A 377-nucleotide genomic window follows, 5' to 3' on the forward strand; every position below is an offset into this window, starting at 1 on the left:
TGACTGCGGCACCCGACACCGTGGACGGCGATTCCCACACTGCAATGACACCGCGCCAGCGGCTGACCGTGTTGGCAACGGGGCTGGGCATCTTCATGGTGTTCGTGGACGTCAACATCGTCAATGTCGCATTGCCCAGCATCCAAAAGGTGTTTCACACGGGCGAACAAGGTCTGCAGTGGGCGGTCGCCGGGTACAGCCTGGGCATGGCGGCCGTGCTGATGAGTTGCGCCCTGCTGGGCGATCGCTACGGTCGCAGGCGCAGTTTTGTGTTCGGGGTCACGCTCTTCGTCGTGAGCTCTATTGTCTGTGTGCTACCGGTCAGCCTGGCAGTTTTCACGGTCGCACGAGTGATCCAAGGTTTAGGAGCGGCGTTC

At 61.3% G+C, this 377-nt stretch carries 1 protein-coding gene; it reads left to right on the forward strand.

Translation table 11 applies throughout. The features are described from left to right. Positions 1 to 44: 44 nt before the first annotated feature. On the forward strand, positions 45 to 377 hold a 333-nt coding region (locus D5687_RS11140; RefSeq protein ID WP_125199831.1), incomplete at its 3' end, for an MFS transporter.

This window comes from Guyparkeria sp. SCN-R1 (genome assembly GCF_003932495.1).
GTDB lineage: Bacteria > Pseudomonadota > Gammaproteobacteria > Halothiobacillales > Halothiobacillaceae > Guyparkeria.